This is a genomic window from Noviherbaspirillum galbum, from assembly GCF_010974945.1.
Taxonomy (GTDB): Bacteria; Pseudomonadota; Gammaproteobacteria; order Burkholderiales; family Burkholderiaceae_D; genus Noviherbaspirillum; species Noviherbaspirillum galbum.
In genome coordinates this window covers 207,715-222,801 of sequence record NZ_JAAIVB010000008.1, presented here as the reverse complement: position 1 = coordinate 222,801, position 15,087 = coordinate 207,715, and the positions used below count along the sequence as shown (strand labels likewise).

Annotated in this window: 14 protein-coding genes; 10 read left to right on the top strand and 4 right to left on the bottom strand. The window is 64.2% G+C overall.

The features are described from left to right. The first annotated feature begins 63 nt into the window (after window positions 1-63). The 5 genes from aceA to G3574_RS02085 all read left to right on the top strand — a co-directional run bounded on the left by aceA (window position 64) and on the right by G3574_RS02085 (window position 6,173). A complete protein-coding gene (aceA, locus tag G3574_RS02105) occupies window positions 64-1,374 on the top strand; it encodes an isocitrate lyase (protein WP_163960346.1) in 1,311 nt (436 codons plus the stop codon). 213 nt (window positions 1,375-1,587) lie between these two features. Further along, window positions 1,588-2,502: a 23S rRNA (adenine(2030)-N(6))-methyltransferase RlmJ gene (locus G3574_RS02100; RefSeq protein ID WP_163960345.1), complete on the top strand. Its 915-nt coding sequence runs from the start codon at window positions 1,588-1,590 to the stop codon at window positions 2,500-2,502. A 233-nt stretch (window positions 2,503-2,735) separates the two neighbouring features. Then, the gene (locus G3574_RS02095) at window positions 2,736-4,094 is read left to right on the top strand and encodes an EAL and HDOD domain-containing protein (RefSeq protein ID WP_163960344.1); all 1,359 of its coding nucleotides are present in this window, start codon (window positions 2,736-2,738) and stop codon (window positions 4,092-4,094) included. Window positions 4,095-4,170: 76 nt separating this feature from the next. After that, a complete protein-coding gene (gene greB / locus G3574_RS02090; protein ID WP_163960343.1) occupies window positions 4,171-4,731 on the top strand; it encodes a transcription elongation factor GreB in 561 nt (186 codons plus the stop codon). 89 nt (window positions 4,732-4,820) lie between these two features. Further along, on the top strand, window positions 4,821-6,173 hold the full coding sequence (locus G3574_RS02085) for a DUF3422 family protein (RefSeq protein ID WP_163960342.1): 1,353 nt from the start codon (window positions 4,821-4,823) through the stop codon (window positions 6,171-6,173). Between the two features lie 33 nt (window positions 6,174-6,206). On the opposite strand, the gene G3574_RS02080 is transcribed toward G3574_RS02085, so the two are convergent. The 4 genes from G3574_RS02080 to G3574_RS02065 form a co-directional block, all read right to left on the bottom strand. Beyond that, complete coding sequence (locus G3574_RS02080) at window positions 6,207-8,471, bottom strand: RelA/SpoT family protein (RefSeq protein WP_163960341.1); 2,265 nt, start codon at window positions 8,469-8,471, stop codon at window positions 6,207-6,209. Window positions 8,472-8,508: 37 nt separating this feature from the next. Continuing rightward, window positions 8,509-8,712 (bottom strand): DNA-directed RNA polymerase subunit omega, encoded by a 204-nt coding sequence (rpoZ, locus tag G3574_RS02075; protein ID WP_163960340.1) that lies wholly within the window; start codon window positions 8,710-8,712, stop codon window positions 8,509-8,511. Window positions 8,713-8,735: 23 nt separating this feature from the next. Further along, the gene (gene gmk / locus G3574_RS02070; RefSeq protein ID WP_163960339.1) at window positions 8,736-9,380 is read right to left on the bottom strand and encodes a guanylate kinase; all 645 of its coding nucleotides are present in this window, start codon (window positions 9,378-9,380) and stop codon (window positions 8,736-8,738) included. Between the two features lie 61 nt (window positions 9,381-9,441). Beyond that, entirely contained in the window at window positions 9,442-10,329 is an 888-nt protein-coding gene (locus G3574_RS02065) for a YicC/YloC family endoribonuclease (protein WP_163960430.1), read from the bottom strand. A gap of 81 nt (window positions 10,330-10,410) precedes the next feature. On the opposite strand from G3574_RS02065, the gene G3574_RS02060 reads away from it, so the two are divergent. From G3574_RS02060 to hemW, 5 genes are all read left to right on the top strand, one after another. Then, a complete protein-coding gene (locus tag G3574_RS02060) occupies window positions 10,411-11,418 on the top strand; it encodes a serine/threonine protein kinase (RefSeq protein WP_163960338.1) in 1,008 nt (335 codons plus the stop codon). Window positions 11,419-11,424: 6 nt separating this feature from the next. Then, window positions 11,425-12,354, top strand: coding sequence for a PP2C family protein-serine/threonine phosphatase (locus G3574_RS02055; RefSeq protein ID WP_163960337.1), 930 nt, complete (start codon window positions 11,425-11,427; stop codon window positions 12,352-12,354). 6 nt (window positions 12,355-12,360) lie between these two features. Then, window positions 12,361-13,089, top strand: a complete 729-nt coding sequence (gene rph, locus G3574_RS02050) for a ribonuclease PH (protein WP_163960336.1) — start codon at window positions 12,361-12,363, stop codon at window positions 13,087-13,089. A gap of 163 nt (window positions 13,090-13,252) precedes the next feature. Then, a complete protein-coding gene (gene rdgB / locus G3574_RS02045; protein WP_163960335.1) occupies window positions 13,253-13,837 on the top strand; it encodes an RdgB/HAM1 family non-canonical purine NTP pyrophosphatase in 585 nt (194 codons plus the stop codon). After that, the gene (gene hemW, locus G3574_RS02040) at window positions 13,834-15,087 is read left to right on the top strand and encodes a radical SAM family heme chaperone HemW (protein WP_163960334.1); all 1,254 of its coding nucleotides are present in this window, start codon (window positions 13,834-13,836) and stop codon (window positions 15,085-15,087) included. Before rdgB ends, hemW begins: the two co-directional genes overlap by 4 nt.

The window sequence follows — 15,087 nt, the reverse complement described above, 5'->3', positions numbered from 1 at the left end:
CGCATATGATTCTCCCATCGCGTTTTATTTTTTCTTTTCACCGCTCTAGCAAGGAGAAAGACCATGGCAACTCGTGAACAGCAGATCCAGGCGCTGACCAAGGATTGGGCCGAAAATCCCCGTTGGAAGGGTGTCAAGCGCAACTACACGGCGGAAGACGTCGTGCGCCTGCGCGGTTCCAAGCAAATCGAATACACCCTCGCCAAGGAAGGCGCCGAAAAGCTGTGGGCCAAGGTCAACGGCGGCGCGAAGAAGGGCTACGTGAACGCCTTCGGCGCGATCACCGCCGGCCAGGCAATGCAGCAGGCCAAGGCTGGCCTCGAGGCCGTGTACCTGTCCGGCTGGCAGGTCGCCGCCGACGGCAATACCTCCGAAACCATGTACCCCGACCAGTCGCTGTACGCCTACGACTCCGTCCCCACCATGGTTCGCCGCATCAACAACACCTTCAAGCGCGCCGATGAGATCCAGTGGTCGCGCGGCATCAACCCGGGCGACGAAGGCTACGTCGACTACTTCCTGCCGATCGTCGCCGACGCGGAAGCCGGTTTCGGCGGCGTGCTGAACGCCTTCGAACTGATGAAGAACATGATCGCCGCTGGCGCCGCCGGCGTGCACTTCGAAGACCAGCTGGCCGCCGTGAAGAAGTGCGGCCACATGGGCGGCAAGGTGCTGGTTCCGACCCAGGAAGCCATCGAGAAGCTGACCGCAGCGCGTTTCGCCGCCGACGTGATGGGCGTGCCCAGCATCGTCCTGGCCCGTACCGACGCCGAGGCAGCCAACCTGATCACCTCCGACCATGACGCCAACGACAAGCCCTTCCTGACCGGCGAGCGTACCGCCGAAGGCTTCTACCGCGTCAAGAACGGCCTCGAGCAAGCCATCAGCCGCGGCGTCGCCTACGCGCCGTTCGCCGACCTGGTATGGTGCGAGACCGGCACGCCTGACCTCGGCTTCGCCCGCGAATTCGCCCAGGCCGTGCACGCTGCCTGCCCCGGCAAGCTGCTGTCCTACAACTGCTCGCCTTCCTTCAACTGGAAGAAGAACCTGGACGACCGCACGATCGCCAAGTTCCAGGACGAACTGTCGGCCCTCGGCTACAAGTATCAGTTCATCACGCTGGCAGGCATCCACATCAACTGGTACAACACCTTCCAGTTCGCCCACGCCTATGCACGCGGCGAAGGCATGAAGCACTACGTCAACATGGTGCAGGAGCCGGAATTCGCAGCACGCGAGAAGGGCTACACCTTCGTGTCGCACCAACAGGAAGTCGGCGCAGGCTACTTCGACGAAGTCACCACGGTCATCCAGGGCGGTTCCTCTTCCGTCAAGGCCCTGACCGGTTCGACCGAAGAAGAGCAGTTCCACTGATCGGGTCGGGTTCCCGCTCCGGCGGGACCTGGCTGATCGGGGCAAAGAGCCTGGCGCTTTGAAGCCTCACCCTCAAGCCGCATCCGCGAGGATGCGGCTTTTGTTTTTGCTTGAAGACGTGCCGCGGGAGCGGACTTGCTAAAATGGCGGATTCGCCTTGCCAGGGACGCAACCCCGGACCGGGCTTCCTTCACCGCATCCTCACGATCATCTATGCTCAGTTATCGCCACGCCTTCCATGCAGGCAACCACGCCGACGTGCTCAAGCACATGGTATTCATCAGCCTGCTGCGGTACCTGAACCAGAAGGACACCGCCTACATGGTGATCGATACCCATGCCGGCGCGGGAGCCTATCAGCTCGACACCGGCTACGCGGTGAAGAGCGGCGAGGCGCGCAGCGGCATCGTGCGGCTCTGGGACCGCAAGGACCTGCCGGAGATGGTGGCCGATTACATCGAGGTGGTGCGGGGCATGAATCCAGACGGCAAGCTGCGCTACTACCCCGGCTCTCCGTATTGCGCCGACAAGGTGCTGCGCGAGCAGGACCGCATCCGCCTGTTCGAGCTTCACCCCAGCGATTACCGCCTGCTCGACGAGAATTTCCGCAAGCTGCAGGAGGCGGGCGGCCGGTCCGGCGGCCGTGGCAAGCGCGTGATGGCCCAGCACGAGGACGGCTTCAACGGCCTCAAGTCGCTGCTGCCGCCGCCATCGCGCCGCGGGCTGGTGCTCATCGATCCTCCTTACGAGGTTAAGGAAGACTACCGGCGCGTGAAGACAACGCTGGCCGATGCGCTCACCCGCTTTCCGACGGGGATGTATGCCGTCTGGTATCCGGTGCTGCAGCGCATGGAATCGCGCGAGCTGCCGGCCAAGCTCAAGCATCTGCCTTGCAACCAGTGGCTCAACGTCACGCTATCCGTCAGCGGTCCCACGCCTGACGGGTTCGGCCTGCACAGCAGCGGCATGTTCATCCTCAATCCGCCATGGACCCTCGAAGCGCAGTTGCGCGAGGTCATGCCCTGGCTGGTGTCCGCGCTTGCCACCGACAAGGAAGCGGGTTTCACCCTGCAGTCCGGCAACGGCGCGCCGGCCCGCCAGGCAAGGCCGGCCCGGGATGACGACTGAGCAAGCTCGCCTTCGTTTATCCACGCCGCCGCTTTCTTGCTGGACTCGTGATGCGTCGTCCGCGCGCAGCGGAACGCAATTTGCATAGGACACTCCTGAGTGCCGCGCATCGTGCCGTTCCTCGGCTCGGTGCGGCATTCCACGCTGCGGAAGCGTGCGCCACTTGAAAAATTTACCCGCCGTGGCCGCATGGCGGGATAGATTTTTCTCAACGCGAAGGAGTGGTCCAGTCGATGAAACAGTCAGCCGCACGCATCCCGGATGCGCTTCATGTTGTTTCGCAGGAACGCGAGCAGTTCTTCCTTGCCCGCCAGCCCATCGTCGACCGCGGCCGCGAACTGGTGGCGTTCGAACTGCTGTTCCGCCGCGCCGAAGCCGGACCGGCGGACGTCACCGATGACATCATGGCGACGGCCAGCGTCATCTCCCATGCGTCCGAGCTGGGCCTGGTCAACGTCATCGGCGGGAAGCTCGGATTCATCAACGTCGATGCCTCGGCCTTGATGAGCGACTTCATCCGCGTGCTGCCGCCGTCGAAGTTCGTGCTGGAAATCCTGGAAACCGTCGACGTGACCGACGCCATCGTGGAACGGGTGCGCCATCTCATCGAAGCGGGTTACACATTTGCCCTGGACGACGTCGTTGCCGAATCCGAGCCGGTGCGCAGGCTGCTGCCGCTGGCGGACATCATCAAGTGCGACGTCTGCGCCGTCTCCAGCCAGGAACTGGACCGCCTCAGCCGGCGTTTCATGGCGGCAGGCAAGAGCCTGCTCGCGGAAAAGGTGGAGACGCCGGAAAAGTTCGAGCAATGCCTCGCCCTCGGCTTCGATTTTTTCCAGGGAAACTTCCTTGCCAGGCCGGTGGTCATGACCGGCACCAAGGTCGCGCCCTCCGCGGCAACCGTGCTGCAGCTGATGACGCAGATCCTGAGCCATGCCGATGCCGATACGCTTGCCCAGGTCATCGAGCGCGATCCGGCGCTGCGCGAATCGCTGCTCGACCTGGCGCGGCGCGCCGAACCGGCCGGCGCGGCCCAGGTGCGGTCGATCGGGGAAGCCCTGCGGCTGATGGGGCGGCGTCGCCTGCACCGCTGGCTGCAGATCATGCTCTATGCCCAGACGGGCCAGCCGGGACGGGCCGCGTCGCCGCTGGTGGCCAAGGCGGCGGCCCGGGGGAGGCTGATGGAATTGCTGGCGGCGCGCCTGCATCCCGGCGACCGCGCCGCCGGCGATACCGCCTTCACGGCCGGCGCCTTGTCGCTGATGCACATCCTGTTCGACATGCCCGTGCAAAGGATCCTGCCCAGGCTGCCCGCCAACCAGGCGCTGCGGGACGCCCTGACGGCGCGTCAAGGCGAGTTCGGCACCATGCTGCGGCTGGTCGAGTCACTCGACGAAAGCGGCAACGACGGCGTGGATGGCGGCGGCAATGACAACGGTAAGGCCAGCGGCAACGACGGCGGCCATGGCGGCAACCGTCACCATTGCGACCGTCTTCAGGCCTTGCTCGACTCGCTCGGGCTGGCCTCCGAGGATCTCTATGCCTTGCAGGTCCAGGCCTACGAATGGAGCGACCGCATCGCCCACGGCTGACCGTCATGGCGCCAGCCGCATGGCGTCATTTGCGTGAAAGCGCCTCGCGAGCGCGGCGAAGCCTTACAATGCTGGCATGAACAAGGCATTCGTCAAAGAAAGCGATCAAGAGGACGACGACGACCTCGACGCGGGTGCGCCGCCCATCCCGGCCGGCGCGAAGAACTACATGACGCCGGAAGGACACCGGCGCATGAAGGAAGAGTTGCTGCAACTGATCGACGTCGAGCGGCCGGAAGTGGTCAAGGTGGTTTCCTGGGCGGCTTCCAACGGCGACCGCTCCGAAAATGGCGACTACATCTATGGCAAGCGCAGGCTGCGCGAGATCGACCGCCGCATCCGCTTCCTGACCAAGCGCCTCGACAAGGCGGAAGTCGTCGATCCCAGCGTGCATCATGGCAGCGACCAGGTCTACTTCGGCGCGACCGTCACCTATGAAAACCTCGCGGGCGAAGAACATATCGTCACCATCGTCGGCATCGACGAACTCGATCCCCTCAACGGCAAGATCAGCTGGATTGCGCCGGTGGCGCGCGCCCTGACCAAGGCAAGGGAAGGCGACACCGTCACCCTGCGCACGCCCGCGGGCGTGGATGAACTGACGATACTCGAGGTAAGCTATCCTGCGCCTGCCTGATGCCGTCGCCTGGCACGCCGCACCGTGAAGGGAGAATGTTGCCAAGGCACATGAATTGCATAACGAGAAAAAACTCCAGGACCGAGCACATGGCAATCGTCTTTTCCCGACTGAATCACCCGCAACGCGTACCGCTGGCCGCGGAAGTCCATTCAAGGCCATTCTTGAGGCTCGAAGCGCCGGAAACCATCTCCCATCTGGCAATCCATGCCTCCGGCGAGGACGCGAGGCAGGGCAACGCGACTACCCAACAGGCGATCCTTGCCAGCCTGTGTGCGCATTTCGGCGTGGCGGCGCCGGGCGAGGATGCGCGCTATTTCTTCCATGACTTCGGCCGGTTCCGCCTGAAGTGGGAGTGCCACACCGAGTTCGCGAGCTTTACCTTCGCGCAGAAGCACGAACACGAACTGCCGCTGGCCGAGGCTTTCCAGCGCGCGCCCATCCACCATGTGCCGCAGGACTGGCTGCTCGGACTGCAGGGCAAGGTCATGGTCGCGGCGCACGTGGTGCTCGATCGCAGCGCCGGCACGCCGCGCGAGTTCGCCGAGAACGTGCGGCGCGTGCTCGAGGGCAGCAACCTGGTAGGCAGCAAAGTGCTGCAGAATGGCGAGATCTGGACCGACTTCCTGATCCAGTCGGATGGCTTCAGCCGCTTCGTTGTGCGCGACGCAGGCTTCCTGGAACAGCAGTGCGGCAGATTGGTGCAGCGGGTGCTCGAAATCGAGACATACCGCATGATGGCCCTGCTCGGACTGCCGCATGCCCAGATGGCGACGCCGGTGCTCAACGGCATCGAGGGCGAGCTGGCATCGCTGACGGCCAACATGGTCGATACCGACGACGTGATCGCCTTGTCGGACGACGTTCCCGGCAGCCATGCCGACCGCGAGCAGGCCCTGCTCGGCGACATCACCGCGCTCGCCGCCCGGCTCGAAAAGCTTTCGCTCGACAACAGCTATCGCTTCTCCGCGTCGGAAGCCTACTTCCGGCTGGTGAACTCGCGCATCGACGAACTCCACGAAACCCGCTACGACGGCCATGCCACGGTCGGCGAGTTCATGGACAGGCGGCTCACGCCGGCAATGAACACCTGCAGCGCAGCCTCGCGCCGCCAGGAATTGCTGGCCGAACGCATCGCCCACACCAACGATCTCCTGCGCACCCGCGTCGGTATCGTGCAGGAAAGGCAGAACCGCCGCATCCTGCAATCCATGAATGCGCGCGCGGCGCAGCAGTTGCGCCTGCAGCAGGCCGTCGAAGGCTTGTCTGTGGCGGCGATCTCGTACTACATGGTGGGTTTGTTCGGCTATGCCGGCAAGGCGGCGAAGGCGGCGGGACTGCCGGTCAATCCGGACCTGCTGACCGGCGTGCTGGTGCCCCTGGTGGCGCTGGGCGTGTGGCTCGGGCTGCGCCGCATGCACAAGCACCTGCACGCGGGATGATGCCCGCGCCCGTCTCCCGGCGGAGGCGGGCGGTCAGCCGCGCTCGCGCAGGATCCTGTCGACGCCCGGAACCCGGCGCACGTTGCGCATCACCCGTGCGAGGTGCACGCGGTCTTCCACCTGGATGGTGAAGCGCAGCTGCTTCATCAGGTGTTCGCGGTCGTCGTCCATGCCGACATAGGTGATGTTGGCATCCGACTCGCCGATCTCGGCGGCGATGCGCGCCAGAACGCCTTTCTCGTTGCGCACCAGGATGCGGATGCGGCAATCGAAGCGGCGGTTCAGTTCATTTCCCCAGGCAAGTTCGATCCAGCGGTCGGGCTCCTTGGCGCGCTGCCGCTTGGCGATGTAGCAGTCGGTGGCATGCACGCTGATGCCCTGGTCGCGCTTGAGCTGGCCCATGATCTGATCGCCGGGAATCGGATGGCAACATTGCGCGAGCTGCACCGCCGCGCCTTCGTTGCCATGGATGGTCACAGCATCGGTGCTGGCGGCGGCTTCGCTCTCCGGCACCGGGAACGTGGAGCCGGATTCGGATTCGATCAGCGTGCGGATGTGGCGGGCCACCAGGGTCGGCATGCGCTTGCCCACGCCGATGTCGGCGTACAGCTCGTTCATGGACTTGGCGCTGGATTCGTTGAGCAGCCGCTCGGTCGCGCCTTCGGACAGGGCCATGTCCACGTGAAGCGAGGCCAGGGCCTGCGACAGCAGCCGCTTGCCGAGCTCGGTGGATTCGACCAGGTTGACCGTGCGCAGGTGATGGCGGATCGCCGAGCGCGCCTTGCCGGTGCGGACGAAGCTCAGCCAGTTCGGCGAGGGGCGCGAGGCCGATGCGGTCTCGATCTCGACGATGTCGCCGTTGCGCAGTTCGGCGCGCAGCGGCACGGGTTCATGGTTGATCTTGGCCGACACTGCATGGTCGCCGATGTCGGTATGGATGGTGTAGGCGAAGTCGAGCACCGTGGCGCCGCGGGGCAGGGCGATGATCTTCGACTTCGGCGTGAAGACGTAGACCGAGTCGGGGAAGAGGTCGACCTTCACGTGCTCGAGGAATTCGGCCGAATCGCCGGTCTGCTTCTGGATGTCGAGCAGGGATTGCAGCCAGGCATGGGTGCGCTGCTGCAGGTCGGTGAGGCCGGCCTCGTCATCCTTGTAGAGCCAGTGCGCCGCCACGCCGGCTTCGGCCACGCGGTGCATCTCCTGGGTGCGGATCTGGAACTCGACGGGCGTGCCGTAAGGACCGATGAGCGTGGTGTGCAGCGACTGGTAGCCATTCATCTTCGGAATGGCGATGTAGTCCTTGAACTTGCCCGGCATGGGCTTGTAGAGCGCGTGCAGGGTGCCGAGCGCGACGTAGCAGTTGGCGAAGGTATCGACGACGATGCGGAAGCCGTAGACGTCGAGCACCTGGGAAAACGACAGGTGCTTGTTGCGCATCTTGCGGTAGATGCCGAACAGGGTCTTTTCGCGGCCGTAGACCTGGGCCGGGATGCCGGTCGCGGAGAGGGTGTTGTTGACCGCCTCGAGGATCTTGCTGACCACCTCGCGCCGGTTGCCACGCGCCGCCTTGACCGCCTTCGACAGGGTCCGGTAGCGCACCGGATAGAGGTGCGAGAAGGCGAGGTCCTGCAGTTCGCGGTAGATGTTGTTCAGGCCCAGGCGATGCGCGATGGGCACGTACACTTCCATCGTCTCGCGGGCAATGCGCCGCTTCTTCTCGGGCGACATGAAGCCCAGCGTGCGCATGTTGTGCAGGCGGTCCGCCAGCTTGACGAGGATGACGCGCACGTCGCGCGCCATCGCCAGCAGCATCTTGCGGAAGTTTTCGGCCTGCGCCTCGACCTGGCTCTGGAATTCGATCTTGTCCAGCTTGGACAGGCCATCCACCAGCGTGGCCACCTGGGCGCCGAAGCGCTCGATGAGTTCCTCTTTCTTGACGTCCTGGTCTTCCATGACGTCATGCAGCAGGGCGGCCATGATGGCCTGGGCATCGAGCTTCCAGTCGGCGCAGATCTCGGCAACCGCGATCGGATGGGAAATGTAGGGCTCGCCCGACTTGCGGATCTGCCCGAGATGCATCTCGTCCGAGAAGCGGTAGGCTTCCTTGACCTTCTTCAGTTCGGAAGGCGTCAGGTACTCGGCCAGCTTGTTGTTGAGATGGGTGACGGAGGCGACGCCCGCAGGGGGGCTTGCGGCATCCGGCTTGGGAGGCTCGGGAGGGCGGTGCGCCGGACGGTCATTGCCCGTCCGGCTATTGGGTGCGACTGACAAGGTTGAATCGGCTGGAGTCAAATTCATCACTCTAGGATATCAGCCGCTTGGCAGTTGGTGTGCTTCAGCTCGGTACTTTTTTCAGCATTTCAATGCCGACCTTGCCGGAGGCGATTTCGCGCAGGGCGACCACGGTGGGCTTGTCCTTGGCGTCGATCTTGGGGGTGTGTCCCTGCAGTAACTGGCGGGCGCGGTAGGTCGCGGACAAAGTGAGCTGGAAACGGTTCGGGATTTGCTTCAGGCAATCTTCAATGGTGATGCGGGCCATGCTTGCTCCTAAGGAAAACGGGATCAGACCGGATTTGCGTGGATGCCCAGCTGGGCGAACAGGGGTGCGTTGCGCGCTGCCTGCTGCGCGAAGCGGCAGCGGGTGGCCTTGACGATGGCGGTCAGCTCCGACAAGGCCGTCGCAAACTCTTGATTGATAATAACATATTCGAACTCCGGGGCGTGGGCGATCTCGCCTCCCGCCGCCAGCAGGCGCCGCGTAATGATATGCGGTTCGTCCTGCCCGCGTTTCTTCAGGCGTTCTTCCAGCGCGGTGATCGACGGCGGCAGTATGAAGATGCCGGCCGCGTTCGGAAACTGCTTCTTGACCTGCTGCGCCCCTTGCCAGTCGATTTCCAGCAGGACATCGGTGCCGGCGCGCATCTCGGCCTCGATCAGCAGGCGCGACGTACCGTAGTAATTTCCATGGACTTCCGCCGACTCGAGGAATTCCCCGGCCTCGCGGCGGTGCAGGAAATCGTCGACGGTGGTGAAGTAATACTCCCTGCCGTGCTGCTCGGCGGGGCGGGGCGGGCGGGTGGTGTAGGAAATCGACAACTTGATGGCGGGTTCCTGCGCCAGCAGGGCATTCACGAGGGTGGACTTGCCGGCGCCGGAGGGCGCCACCACCATGAACAGGCTGCCAGCGGCGTGCTTTGCGTCGGTCATGGATATCACGTTGAGGGGAAACGAAAAGACATTGCCCGCCTTTCAAGCGGGCAATGCCGGGTCATTCGAGATTTTGCACCTGTTCGCGCATCTGCTCAATCAGCAGCTTGAGCGACATGGAGGCATCGGCCAGTTCCTTGAGCGCGGCCTTGGAACCGAGGGTGTTCGCCTCGCGGTTCAGTTCCTGCATCATGAAATCGAGGCGCTTGCCGACCTGGCCGCCTTTTTTCAGGACGTGGCGGGTTTCGGTCAAATGCGCGGAGAGGCGGGAGAGTTCTTCGGCGACGTCGACGCGCACGCCATAGAGCGTGACTTCCTGGCGGATGCGTTCCAGCGCCTCGTCATGCGAGACCGACGGCGTGGCGCCCTGGGTCGCGATGCCGAGCGCTTCCTTCATGCGTTCGGTCGCCTTCTGCTGGAACTGCGCGATGGCTTGCGGCACGAGCGGTCCGATGCGCTGCACGATGGCTTCCATGTCCTCGATGCGGGACAGCAGCATGGCTTGCAGCGCGCCGCCCTCGCGCGCGCGGGTCTCGACGAAGGCATCGAGGGTTTCCGCGATGGCCGCCTGCACCTCGGCCTGCAGGGTTTCCTGACCGACCTCGGCTTCCTCGATCACGCCGGGCCAGCGCAGCACTTCGTTGACGGACAGCACGGGCGCATCGGGAAACCGGCTCCGCACGTCGGCCTGCATCTTGGCGAGGGCGACGAGGAGGTCGGCGTTGAGCCCCTGGGAGGCGCCGCCGGACTTGCGGCCGAAACTCATCCGGCATTCCACCTTGCCCCGGTTCAGGCGGGAATTGATGGCTTCGCGCAACAGTGGTTCGAGGGCGCGCAGGTCGTCGTTGATGCGGAACTGCACGTCGAGAAAACGGGAATTGACGCTCTTGAGTTCGAGCGTCAGGGTCCCCGCGGCGGTGTCACGGGTGGTGACCGCGTAGCCAGTCATGCTATAGATGGTCAAGATTGTTCTTCTTTACAAAACAGGGATTGTTCAACACAATCACAAGGTATCTTTACTTGTGACAACATGGCCGCGCAAAACAACGCACCGTTGCCCGACGGGCTGGAAATCGCTGGATACCGCATTGTAAAGAAGATTGCGTCCGGCGGGTTCAGTATTGTCTATCTGGCATATGACGAGGACGGCAATGCCGTCGCGATCAAGGAATACCTGCCCAGCTCGCTTGCGCTGCGCCAGCCCGGCGAACTCGTGCCGGCGATTTCCGCCGAAAACCTGCCGGTGTTCCGCATCGGACTCAAGTGCTTCTTCGAGGAAGGCCGGGCGCTGGCGCGGATCTCGCATCCCAACGTCGTCACCGTGCTGAATTTCTTCCGCGCCAACGATACCGTCTACATGGTGATGGCCTACGAGTCGGGCCGTTCGCTGCAGGAACACATCCTGCGCCGCCGCGACAAGGGCGAGCGCCCGCTGGTCTCGGAGCGCTTCATCCGAAAGATGTTCAACCAGGTCATGAACGGGCTGCGCGAAGTCCATGCGAACAAGCTGCTGCACCTCGACCTGAAGCCCGCCAACATCTACCTGCGCATGGACGGCACGCCCATCCTGCTCGACTTCGGCGCCGCCCGGCAGACGCTCAAGGCGGACATGCACAAGCTCTATCCCATGTACACGCCCGGCTTCGCGCCGCCGGAGCTGTATGTCAAGAACGGCAACCTCGGTCCCTGGACCGACATCTACAGCATCGGCGCCTCGATGTTCGCCTGCATGGTCGGCGCGCCGCCGCAGCCGGCCGACCAGCGCAAGGCCGGCGACAAGATGGAAGACCATTTCCGCAAGCTCGAAGGCATGTATTCGCGCGAACTGATCCAGGTGATCCGCTGGTCGCTGCGCATCGACCCGCTGGAGCGCCCGCAAAGCGTGTTCGCGCTGCAGAAGGCCCTGCGCGAGCCCGTTCCCGAGCCGAAGGAAGACGATTTCATGGAAAAGGTGTCGAAGAAGCTGCGCAGCCTCTTCGGCGGAGCCGGCAAGGATGGCGCATCCGCCAACACCACCGTTCAGAACAACACGCGATAGATTCCGATGCGATTCTCCGTCTACCAGGAAAGCCAGCTCGGCGGCCGCAAGAACAACCAGGACCGCATGGGCTACAGCTTCACCCGCGACGCCTTGCTGCTGTTGCTGGCCGACGGCATGGGCGGCCACATCCAGGGCGAGATGGCCGCGACCATCGCTCTGCAGACCGTGGGCTCGCTGTTCCAGCAGAACGCCAACCCGTACATCAAGAAGCCGGAAAAGTTTCTCGAGGAAAGCTTCTTCGCCGCGCACCGCGAAATCCATCGTTACCGCGCCATCAACAACCTGCCTGAGACGCCGCGCACCACCATCGTCGCCTGCCTGATCCAGCACAACAACGCCTATTGGGCCCACTGCGGCGATTCGCGCCTCTACTGGATGCGCCGAGGCCAGATTCTGGCGCGCACGCGTGACCATTCCCGCATCGAAACCCTGATTGCCCAGGGCAAGGTCGACCCTTCCGAGCGTGATACCCACCCGGAGCGCAACAAGCTGTTCAACTGCCTAGGCGCGCCCAACATTCCCATCGTGGAACTGTCCCGCCGTGCCAGCCTGCAACCCGGCGACGTCATGCTGCTCTGCTCGGACGGCCTGTGGTCGGTGCTGCCCGACCATGTGCTCGCCGAAAGCCTGCACAACCACACCGTGGTGCGCGCCGTGCCGGAACTCATCGCCAACGCCACCGCCATCGCCGGCAAGACCAGCGACAACGTGACCGCGCTGGCCATGATGTGGGAAGGCGGCAACGCGGAAATCGAGTCGGCCGACACCATCACCACGCATACCTTGCCGGTGGGTAGCGTCACCACCACCATCCAGGCGCCGCGCGCCGACCTGGAGCCGGGCGACATGTTCAACGAAGACGAAATCGAAAAAGCGATCGCCGAGATCCGCGGCGCGATCGAAAAAACCTCCCGGGTCACTTCCAAGGAATAAGCTCCCATGACGACAGGACAACGCCCCAGCGGGCGGGCGGCCGATGCCTTGCGCGCGGTTCGCCTCACCCGCCAGTACACCAAGCATGCCGAAGGCTCGGTGCTCGTCGAATTCGGCGACACCAAGGTCATCTGCACCGCCAGCATCGAGGAAAAGGTGCCGCCTTTCCTGAAAGGCAAGGGGCAGGGCTGGATGACGGCGGAGTACGGCATGCTGCCGCGTTCCACCCATTCCCGCATGGACCGCGAGGCCGCGCGCGGAAAGCAGTCAGGCCGCACCCAGGAAATCCAGCGCCTGATCGGCCGCTCGCTGCGTGCCGCCTTCGACCTCGAAGCCTTCGGCGAACGCACCCTGCACCTCGATTGCGACGTCATCCAGGCCGACGGCGGAACGCGCACCGCGTCCATCACCGGCGCGATGGTCGCCGCCTACGATGCCTTCAGCAAGCTGATGGAAACGAACGCCATCACGGCGATCCCGGTCAAGCACTTCGTCGCTGCGGTATCGGTGGGCGTTTACCAGGGCACGCCGGTGCTCGACCTCGACTACCTTGAAGATTCCGCCTGCGATACCGACATGAACGTGGTGATGACCGACAGCGGCGGCTTCGTCGAGGTGCAGGGGACCGCGGAAGGCGCCGCCTTCGACCGCGCCACCATGGACCGCCTGCTCGACCTGGCGCAGCACGGCATCGGCCAGCTCGTCGCCTTGCAGAAGGCAAGCCTGAAGGGTTGATGCAGACTGGTTGTCGGAATTGCCTCGAAGGCTATTCCCGCTTCATTCTGTCATTCCCGCCTTCGCGGGAACGACAGGAAAATCGGCGAACCTGCGCAGAACGAAGGGTGATCTGGCAAATCGGAGTAAGATCGCCCCGCGAGCCATTCTTCCACCGAATCCCATGTCACAAACCATCGTCCTCGCCTCCAACAATGCCGGCAAGCTGCGGGAATTCCATGCCATGCTTGCGCCGCTCGGCTTCAACGTCAAACCGCAAGGCGAGTTCAGCGTGCCCGAGGCCGAGGAGCCGCACCCGACCTTCGTCGAGAATGCCCTGGCAAAAGCCCGGCAGGCCGCCCGCCTGACCGGCCTGCCGGCGCTGGCCGACGATTCCGGCATCTGCGCCGCCGCCCTCGGCGGCGCGCCGGGCGTGTATTCCGCCCGCTATGCCGGCGAGCCCAAGTCCGACCAGCGCAACAATGAAAAGCTGATCGCCGAACTGGCCATCCGCGGCGACAAGTCGGCCTACTACTACTGCGTGCTGGTGTTCCTGCGGCATGCCGACGATCCGCAGCCCATCATCGCGGAAGGCCGCTGGAACGGCGAAGTCATCAGCGAGGCGCGTGGGCAGGGCGGTTTCGGCTACGACCCATATTTCCTGCTGCCGGAGAGCGGAATGACCGCCGCCGAAATGCCGGCCGACGAGAAGAACCGCGTGTCGCATCGCGCCCAGGCCCTGCGGCTGCTGGTGGAAAGGCTGCGATGATTCCCATCAAGCCCGTCGCGAGCCTGCCGCCGGCCACGCCCGCAACACCCGCGACCCATTCGCAGGCCGCAACCGCCTTCCTGCGTCCGGGCGCGCTCCACCTTACCGCCTTGCCGCCCCTGTCCCTCTACGTGCATTTTCCGTGGTGCGTGCGCAAGTGCCCCTACTGCGATTTCAATTCCCACGAAGCCAAGAACGGCTTTCCGGAAGAGGAGTACCTGGCCGCCTTGCGCAGCGACCTGGAGCAGGCCCTGCCGCTCATCTGGGGCCGCAAGATCTACACCATCTTCATCGGCGGCGGCACGCCCAGCCTGATGTCGGCGGCCGGCCTCGACCGGCTCATGTCGGACATCCGCAGCCTGCTGCCGCTCGACGGCGCCGCCGAGATCACGATGGAAGCCAACCCCGGCACCTTCGAAACCGAGAAGTTCCGCTCCTACCGCGCCAGCGGCATCAACCGGCTGTCGATCGGCATCCAGAGCTTCGACGCGCGCCACCTGCAGGCGCTCGGCCGCATCCATGACGACGGGGAAGCGCGCAGGGCCGTCGAAATCGCGCACGCCCACTTCGACAACTTCAACCTCGACCTGATGTACGCCTTGCCATCGCAGACGCTGGACGAGGCCCGCCGCGACGTGTCGACCGCCATCGCGTTCGCCCCGCCGCATCTCTCGCTGTATCACCTGACGCTGGAACCGAACACCTACTTCGCCAAGTTTCCCCCAGCCGTGCCGGACGACGATGCGAGCGCGGAAATGCAGGACATGATCGCCGACGCCACCACGCATGCGGGCTACGGCCATTACGAAGTGTCCGCCTATGCGCGTCCCGGCCGGCAGGCGAGGCACAACCTGAATTACTGGCAGTTCGGCGACTACCTCGGCATCGGCGCCGGCGCGCATTCCAAGATTTCCTTCCCGCACCGGGTCATCCGGCAGATGCGCTACAAGCAGCCCAAGGCTTATCTCGACGCGGTCCGCGAGGGACGTCCGGTGCAGGAGGAATTCGAGGTCGGCCGCGACGACCTGGGTTTCGAATTCATGCTCAATGCGCTGCGCCTCGAGGACGGCTTCGAGGTCAACCTGTTCGCCGAGCGCACCGGCCTCGCGCTCAACGCCATCGAGAAGCCGCTCAACGAAGCCGAGGCCAAGGGCTTGCTCTACCGAGACCATCGCCTCATCCGTCCGACCGAGCTTGGCAAGCGCTTCCTCAATGACCTGCAACAACTCTTTCTCGATGACGCTGGGTGA

Bases quoted from the DNA above. Each gene is read 5' to 3' on its own strand.
- G3574_RS02080 (WP_163960341.1), bottom strand. From the start codon at position 8,471: ATGAATTTGACTCCAGCCGATTCAACCTTGTCAGTCGCACCCAATAGC.
- greB (WP_163960343.1), top strand. From the start codon at position 4,171: ATGAACAAGGCATTCGTCAAAGAAAGCGATCAAGAGGACGACGACGAC.
- aceA (WP_163960346.1), top strand. From the start codon at position 64: ATGGCAACTCGTGAACAGCAGATCCAGGCGCTGACCAAGGATTGGGCC.
- hemW (WP_163960334.1), top strand. From the start codon at position 13,834: ATGATTCCCATCAAGCCCGTCGCGAGCCTGCCGCCGGCCACGCCCGCA.
- gmk (WP_163960339.1), bottom strand. From the start codon at position 9,380: ATGACCGACGCAAAGCACGCCGCTGGCAGCCTGTTCATGGTGGTGGCG.
- rph (WP_163960336.1), top strand. From the start codon at position 12,361: ATGACGACAGGACAACGCCCCAGCGGGCGGGCGGCCGATGCCTTGCGC.
- G3574_RS02095 (WP_163960344.1), top strand. From the start codon at position 2,736: ATGAAACAGTCAGCCGCACGCATCCCGGATGCGCTTCATGTTGTTTCG.
- G3574_RS02055 (WP_163960337.1), top strand. From the start codon at position 11,425: ATGCGATTCTCCGTCTACCAGGAAAGCCAGCTCGGCGGCCGCAAGAAC.
- G3574_RS02100 (WP_163960345.1), top strand. From the start codon at position 1,588: ATGCTCAGTTATCGCCACGCCTTCCATGCAGGCAACCACGCCGACGTG.
- G3574_RS02065 (WP_163960430.1), bottom strand. From the start codon at position 10,329: ATGACTGGCTACGCGGTCACCACCCGTGACACCGCCGCGGGGACCCTG.
- G3574_RS02060 (WP_163960338.1), top strand. From the start codon at position 10,411: ATGGCCGCGCAAAACAACGCACCGTTGCCCGACGGGCTGGAAATCGCT.
- rdgB (WP_163960335.1), top strand. From the start codon at position 13,253: ATGTCACAAACCATCGTCCTCGCCTCCAACAATGCCGGCAAGCTGCGG.
- G3574_RS02085 (WP_163960342.1), top strand. From the start codon at position 4,821: ATGGCAATCGTCTTTTCCCGACTGAATCACCCGCAACGCGTACCGCTG.
- rpoZ (WP_163960340.1), bottom strand. From the start codon at position 8,712: ATGGCCCGCATCACCATTGAAGATTGCCTGAAGCAAATCCCGAACCGT.